Genomic DNA, 7283 nt, shown 5'->3' on the forward strand with positions numbered 1-7283 from the left:
GGCTACAACCATCACTGGACAAAAAACCTGCTTGCCAGCCCGGATGGCCGTTTTTTGTATGTGACCATCGGGTCCAACAGCAATGTTGCCGATAACGGGATGGACGTCGAAGAGGGACGGGCCCGGATCGACCGGCTCGATCTGAGCACGGGAAAGCTGACGCCCTATGCGACGGGGCTGCGCAACCCGAACGGGCTGGCTTTTGAGCCGGAGAGCGGTGCCCTGTGGGTGGTGGTCAACGAGCGCGATGAAATCGGTAGCGACCTCGTCCCCGACTACATTACCTCGGTCAAGGAAGGCGCATTCTATGGCTGGCCTTACAGCTATTATGGCCAGCACGTTGACACACGGGTCTCGCCGCAGCGACCGGACCTCGTCGCGCAGGCGATCGCGCCGGATTATGCGCTTGGCCCGCATACGGCCTCCCTTGGCATCACCTTCTCTCAGGATGTCACCCAGCTTCCGGACGCCTGGCGCCATGGACTGTTCGTCGCACAGCATGGATCGTGGAACCGGCGGCCCAAGAGTGGCTACAAGGTCATCTATGTGCCGTTTGCCGATGGGAAGCCGTCCGGCACGCCGGTTGATGTACTGACGGGTTTTCTGACAGCCGACGAAGCGCATGTGCATGGTCGACCCGTGGGCCTCACGGTTGACAGGTCGGGCGCATTGCTGGTGGCAGACGATGTGGGCGGTGTCATATGGCGTGTGTCCGGTAACGCTGCCGAATGAATGGAGTGCAGACCGGCCGTACCCGGCTCATTTCTTTGGATCGGTTCTGAGATGACCACTATCCTGTAACGTTCAAGCCCGGTTGAAGGTCAATCTGTGGTTTGACATTAAATCTGACTTCAAGGTTAACGGTGTAAGGGCAAACCTACCTGACATCATGGAGGCAGCCTCACATGCAGACAATACTGGGCGCAAATGGTCAGATCGCCACGGAACTGGCGCGGACATTGCATCAGCATCATACGAGGGCGTTGCGGCTTGTGAGCCGCAATCCCCGCAAGGTCAACGAAGACGATACGCTCATCGCGGCGAACCTGCTGGATGCAGGGCAGACGACACAGGCAGTGAAAGGCAGCCGGATCGTCTACTTCACGGCCGGGCTGCCCCCTGACAGCAAACTCTGGGAGGAACAGTTTCCCGTCATGCTGAGGAATGCCCTGCAAGCCTGCCGGATGGCGGGGGCCTGCTTTGCCTATTTCGACAATACCTACATGTATCCGCAGAACAGCCAGATCCAGACGGAGGAAACGCGCTTTGCCCCGGTTGGCCGGAAAGGACGCGTGCGCGCGGCAATGGCTACCATGGTGCTGCAGGAAATGGCACGCGGAGACATTCCCGTGCTCATTGCCCGCGCACCGGAATTCTATGGTCCGGGAAAAACCCAGAGCTTCACCAACGCCCTGATCATTGACAGGCTGAAAGCTGGTAAAAGATCCCTGGTTCCTGTCCGTGATGACACCCGCCGGACCCTTATCTGGACGCCGGATGCGAGCCGCGCGCTGGCAACGCTGGGCAATACACCGGATGCTTTCGGACAGACCTGGCATCTGCCATGCTGTGATGAGCGGCCGACCTATAAGACATTCGTTACCATGGCGAGCCGGGTTTTCGGACGAACGCCTTCTTATTCGGTCATCGGAAAATGGCCACTGATCATTGCAGGCATTTTTTCAAAAAAGGTGCGGGAAATAAAGGAGATGTTGCCTCGCTACGAGCAGGACAATCTCTTCGACTCAACGAAATTCAAATGTCATTTTCCCGATTTTTCCGTGATGACATATGAAGAGGGGCTGGAACTGATCAGGAAGGAATAAAGAGGTTGATAGCGCTTCATATATCTCGTTCTTAACAAGTCCACTATGGCAAGGCAGTTGATTCCTGTGACCGATGTGCAAAAACACATATCGACAGCCGCTTAACCTCAACCATGATGGGAGAAAACTGCCCAGATGTATTACGGCAAGAATGCCTTTTCGCTGCTCCTACGCTACACGCTTGCCCACGAGATTGAGGAATGGGGCTGGGAGATCGGGGACCATACGTATGGCGCCAAGGGTTCTCCCATCATCATAGAGGCCGAATATGCCGGCCTGAAGATCGGGAAATACTGCTCGATTGCCCGCGAAGTGCTGATGATCCTGGGCAACCACCGCACGGACACGATCACCACCTACCCGTTCAAGAACCAGTGCAATTTCTGGCCCGAAGCAGCTGACGCATCCGATGACCATTCCACCAAGGGGGATATCGTCATCGGCAATGATGTCTGGATCGGCGCGCGGGCCAACATCATGTCAGGTGTAACCATCGGGTCTGGCGCGATCATTGCCACGGCGGCGGTGGTGACCAGGGACGTGCCGCCTTACGCCATCGTCGGCGGCAATCCGACCCGGGTTATCAGATACCGCTTCCCCGAGAGAACCATCGAGCGGCTGCTCGCACTGGCATGGTGGGACTGGCCAGAGGAGGTCATACGGGCTCGGATGCCGCTCCTGATGAGCGATAATATCGAGGGATTCCTGAGTGCATATGAAGGTGTTCCAGCGTAGCGCCTTCATCCCCTTCCAATAGCTTGATAGCATTGCGCCATGGGAAACGCTGAATGCCCGCCCCAATTTGTTCCTATCTGAGCTCATGTCTGAACCCGCTCATTCATGCTGGTTCATGCCAAATTGGCCGGTTTAGGGCCGAATAAGGTAAAACAAACGGATCAGCACCATATGTGTGCCTACGTAATCCCACCTGTTACCCGCGTGTTTGCAGCCAGCCGACAGTAGCACCTGTACGCCATTGCAATACGATACGGTCTCGTCTATGCAAGCCATAACGGCTGCGTCGTGCCGCTGGATTCAGGACATGACTGAGGGTGATCGGTATCCATGCAAACCAGACATACTGGCAATGAAAGCGTGGGCCATGCCCAGCCTCCATCTTTCCTGGCTACCATTCTTCATCCGATCCTGCACAGGGAAGGCAGCCTCCCGCCGGGCCAATATCCCGCGCCCGCCGTGGAAAAACCGCGTAGCGCTCCGGGCCTGATCCTGCTCTGCCTGCTGCTTCTGCTTTCAGCCTGCCACAAGAAGGTGGCAGTGGAGGAAGTCCGCCCCGTCCGATCCGTCATTGTGGACCCGACGCCTGACACGAACGGCGAGGTGGTGACGGGACAGGTCTCCGCCCATCAGTCCATCAACCTCGCCTTCCGCCTGCCCGGCAAGGTGGTGGAACGTTCCGTGTCCGCAGGCAGCGTCGTGCGTGCGGGGGACGTGCTGGCGCGGCTGGATGACACGGTGCCACAGCAGACGCTGCGCACGGCGCTGGCGGAAAACGCCACGGCAAAAGCGGCGCTGGAACAGGCTGCCCCCCTGAAGCAGCGGGCCGCAGCCCTGCTGCCGGTGGAGGCCATTTCACGCAACGATTATGACGACGCGGTGCGCCGCTACAAAACCGCGCAGGACCAGGTGCAGGCGACACAGGCGCAGGTACGCGTGGCGCAGGAACAGCTTGGCTACACCCGCCTGATGGCGCCCGAGGACGGCATCGTGACCGACCGGCTGGTGGAAGCAGGCGAGGTGGTGGCCGCAGGCCAGCCCGTCCTGCGCATGGCGGCGGGTGGCGGGCTGGACGGGCAGTTCGACATGCCCGAAGCCCTGGCGCAGTCCCGTCTGACCGTGGGCATGACCATGAAGGTGTGCCTGGACGCAGCGCCTGCTACCTGCGCACCCGCCGCGATCTATGAAATCGCGCCCGATACCGATCCGCTGACCCGCACCTATCATACCAAGGCGCTACTGCGCGCCACGCGGGACATGATGCCGTTGGGCGCGGTGGTGACGGGGCATCTGTCCATATCATCAGCGCCAACCGTCCATCTGCCGCCCGCCGCCCTTGCCACACAGGACGGCAAACCTGCGGTCTGGATCGTGGCCCCCGACACGCTGCGCGTCTCCCAGCGCCCCGTCACCATTGCCCGTTATGCCACCGATGACGTGGTGATCGCATCCGGCCTGAACGCCGGGGACAGGGTAGTGACGGCAGGCGTGCAGGCGCTGTATCCGCAAGAAAAGGTCAGCCTGCTGGATGAAGCCGATGTCCGTCCCTGAGCCACGCGCGCCGGGGGGCATAAACCTGTCCGACTGGTCCATCCGCCACCGTGCGCTGGTCCTGTTCTTCATGATCCTGATCGGCGTGGCCGGCATCCAGTCCTACTTCAGACTGGGCCGGAATGAAGACCCGCCCTTTACCGTCAAGACCATGGTGGTGGAGGCGTTCCTGCCCGGTGCGTCGGTGGAGGAAACCACCCACCAGCTGACCGAACGCATCGAGAAGAAACTGCAGGAAACGCCTGACCTCGATTACGTCAAGAGCTATACGCTGGCGGGCAAGACCACGATTTTCGTCAACCTGCTGTCCGGCGCACCCAAGGCGGAAGTGCCCGACATCTGGTACCAGGTGCGCAAGAAGGTGGGCGACATCAAGGCCCAGTTGCCGCAGGGCACGCTCGGCCCGTTCTTTGATGACGAGTTCGGCGATACCTACGGTATCATCTACGGCTTTACCGCCGATGGCTTTTCCCACCGCGAACTGCGTGACTATGTCGAGACGGTGCGCGACGAACTGCTGCATGTGCCCGACGTGGCCAAGATCGACACGCTGGGCGCGCAGGACGAGAAGATCTATGTCGATTTCTCCACCCACCACCTGGCCCGGCTGGGCATAAACGGGGCCACGATTGCGGCCGCCCTGCTGGCGCAGAACGCCACCGTACCATCCGGCGTGATCGATACCGGGCGCGAACAGATACAGGTCCAGCCCACCGGGCAGTTCGGGTCGGTGCAGGACATTGCCAATGTCACGGTCTATGCCGGCAGCCGCAAGATCCGGCTGGGTGACATCGCCACTATCACCCGCACCCATTCCGACCCGCCGCAGACCATGTTCCGCGTGGGCGGGCAGGATGCGATCGGGCTGGCGCTCAGCATGCGCAGTGGTGGCAACGTGCTGGAACTGGAGAAGAACATCACGGCCAAAATGGCTGAACTGCACGCCCGCATGCCCATCGGCATCGAGGCGCACCTTGTCGCCAACCAGCCCAAGGTGGTGCATGACGCGGTAGGGGACTTTACCGAGGCCCTGTTCGAGGCCATCGTCATCGTGCTGGGCATAAGCTTCCTCAGCCTTGGCGCCCGCGCGGGCACGGTGGTGGCGTTCTGCATTCCCTTCGTGCTGGCAGTCGTGTTCGTGTGCATGAAAATGTTCGGCATTGACCTGCAGCGCGTCTCGCTCGGCGCGCTGATCATCGCCCTCGGCCTGCTGGTCGATGACGCCATGATTACGGTGGAAAGCATGGTCAGCAAGCTGGAGGAAGGCTGGACCCTGACACGGGCCGCGACCTACGCCTATGTCTCGACCGCGTTCCCCATGCTGACCGGCACCCTTGTGACAGTGGCGGGGTTCATCCCGGTCGGGTTCGCGAAAAGTGTCGCGGGGGAATACACATTTTCTCTGTTCGCCGTGGTGGGCATGGCGCTGATCGCGTCATGGTTCGTGGCCGTGCTGGTGGCGCCGCTGGTGGGGGTGACCATCCTGAAGCGGCGCCCGGCGGCAGCACCCCATGCCCCGCCGGAAGGGCGACTGCTGCGCGTGTTCAGCCGGGCGCTACTGTTCACCATGCGCCGCCCGCGTGCGACCGTGCTGGCCAGCCTTGCCGCACTGGTCGTGGCCATTGCGCTGTCCCCACTGGTGCCCCGGCAGTTCTTCCCTGCATCCGACCGGCCGGAACTGCTGGTTGACCTGTCGCTGCGGCAGGGGGCATCGATCAAGGCGACGGCGGATGTCTCGCGCCGGCTGGATGCCATCCTGCGTAATGATCCCGATATCGACCACTGGAGTTCCTATGTCGGGCGCGGGGCTGTGCGCTTTTACCTGTCGCTTAATGAGCAGTTGCCCAACGACTTCTTTACCCAGACCGTCATCGTGGCCAAGAGTGCCGTGGCGCGTGACCGCCTGCGCAAGCGGCTGGATGGTGCACTGAGCCGCGACATGCCCGACGTGGTGCATGGGCTGTTCCCGCTGGAACTCGGGCCACCGGTGGGCTGGCCAGTGCAGTACCGCGTGACCGGCCGTGACCCAGACCGGGTATGGCATTACGCGCATGACGTGGCGAAGATCATGGCCGACAGCAACCAGTTGCACATGGTCAATTTCGACTGGGGCGATCCCGCGCGCAAGCTGAAGATCGACGTGCGGCAGGATGAAGCGCATCGTCTGGGCCTGTCATCGGGGGCGATTGCGCTGGCCATCAATTCGGCGGTGACCGGGCTTACGGCGACGCAGGTCCGTGACAGCATCTATCTGGTCGATGTCGTTCTGCGCGCCAACCATGCCCAGCGCCTGTCGATCGAGGATCTGCGCAATCTTGATATCCGCCTGCCCAATGACCAGACGGTGCCATTGTCTACCGTGGCAAGTGTTTCATACGTCGAGGATTATCCCCTGATCTGGCGGCGCGACCGCCTGCCGACGCTGACCATACAGGCGCAACTGCGCGATGGGGTGCAGGCGGATACCGCCGTTGGCACGCTGGCCCCGAAAATCGCGGCGTTCAATGCCAGCCTGCCATCAGGCTACCATGTCGCGGTGGGCGGCACGGTGGAGGAGAGTGCGAAATCGCAGAAATCCGTCGTGGCTGTCGTGCCGCTCATGATCCTGGTCATGCTGGGTGTGCTGATGATCCAGTTGCAGGACTTCAGGCGGCTGGCGCTGGTCATCAGCGTGGCCCCGTTTGGCCTGATCGGGGTGGTGGGTGCGCTGTTCCTGACCCAGCACCCGATGGGGTTCATCGCCATGCTGGGGCTGGTGGCGCTGATTGGCATGATCATCCGCAACTCGGTCATTCTGGTGCATCAGATCCAGATCGAAAAGGATCTGGGGCAGTCGGAATGGGATGCGGTGATGAATGCGGCCAAGATCCGCTTCCGCCCCATCATGCTGACCGCTGTCGCCGCCATCCTGGGCATGCTGCCCATTGCGTCCAGCGTATTCTGGGGGCCAATGGCCGATGTCATTATGGGTGGGCTGGCCGTGGCGACGGTGCTGACGCTGATCTTCCTGCCTTCGCTGTACGTGCTGTGGTTCAAGGTGAAGGAAACGCCATCGCCGCAGGTTGAGGGAGCCACAAGATGAAACGCATCCCGATCCTCCTGCTGCCTGCGCTGCTGGCGGGCTGCGCGTGGCTGGCCCCCACTTACCACCGGCCACAGATGCCCATGCCC

At 61.2% G+C, this 7283-nt stretch carries 5 protein-coding genes; all 5 read left to right on the forward strand.

Annotated elements, in window-relative coordinates; translation table 11 throughout:
- Positions 1–732 (forward strand): PQQ-dependent sugar dehydrogenase (locus GEU01_RS18435; protein ID WP_019087248.1); only part of this gene is annotated, 732 nt, incomplete at its 5' end.
- Positions 733–905: 173 nt separating this feature from the next.
- Complete coding sequence (locus tag GEU01_RS18440; protein WP_019087249.1) at positions 906–1826, forward strand: SDR family oxidoreductase; 921 nt, start codon at positions 906–908, stop codon at positions 1824–1826.
- 135 nt (positions 1827–1961) lie between these two features.
- A complete protein-coding gene (locus GEU01_RS18445; protein ID WP_010515894.1) occupies positions 1962–2561 on the forward strand; it encodes a CatB-related O-acetyltransferase in 600 nt (199 codons plus the stop codon).
- 330 nt (positions 2562–2891) lie between these two features.
- Positions 2892–4112, forward strand: coding sequence for an efflux RND transporter periplasmic adaptor subunit (locus tag GEU01_RS18450; protein WP_019087210.1), 1221 nt, complete (start codon positions 2892–2894; stop codon positions 4110–4112).
- A complete protein-coding gene (locus tag GEU01_RS18455; protein WP_019087209.1) occupies positions 4090–7194 on the forward strand; it encodes an efflux RND transporter permease subunit in 3105 nt (1034 codons plus the stop codon). Before GEU01_RS18450 ends, GEU01_RS18455 begins: the two co-directional genes overlap by 23 nt.
- The last annotated feature ends 89 nt before the right edge of the window (positions 7195–7283 follow it).

Origin of the sequence: Komagataeibacter europaeus LMG 18890 (genome assembly GCF_000285295.1) — a bacterium.
GTDB classification, from domain to species: domain Bacteria; phylum Pseudomonadota; class Alphaproteobacteria; order Acetobacterales; family Acetobacteraceae; genus Komagataeibacter; species Komagataeibacter europaeus.

What these genes read in the sequence shown, in the direction of transcription:
- GEU01_RS18440 (WP_019087249.1), top strand. Translation starts at nt 906, where the DNA reads ATGCAGACAATACTGGGCGCAAATGGTCAGATCGCCACGGAACTGGCG.
- GEU01_RS18445 (WP_010515894.1), top strand. Translation starts at nt 1,962, where the DNA reads ATGTATTACGGCAAGAATGCCTTTTCGCTGCTCCTACGCTACACGCTT.
- GEU01_RS18450 (WP_019087210.1), top strand. Translation starts at nt 2,892, where the DNA reads ATGCAAACCAGACATACTGGCAATGAAAGCGTGGGCCATGCCCAGCCT.
- GEU01_RS18455 (WP_019087209.1), top strand. Translation starts at nt 4,090, where the DNA reads ATGAAGCCGATGTCCGTCCCTGAGCCACGCGCGCCGGGGGGCATAAAC.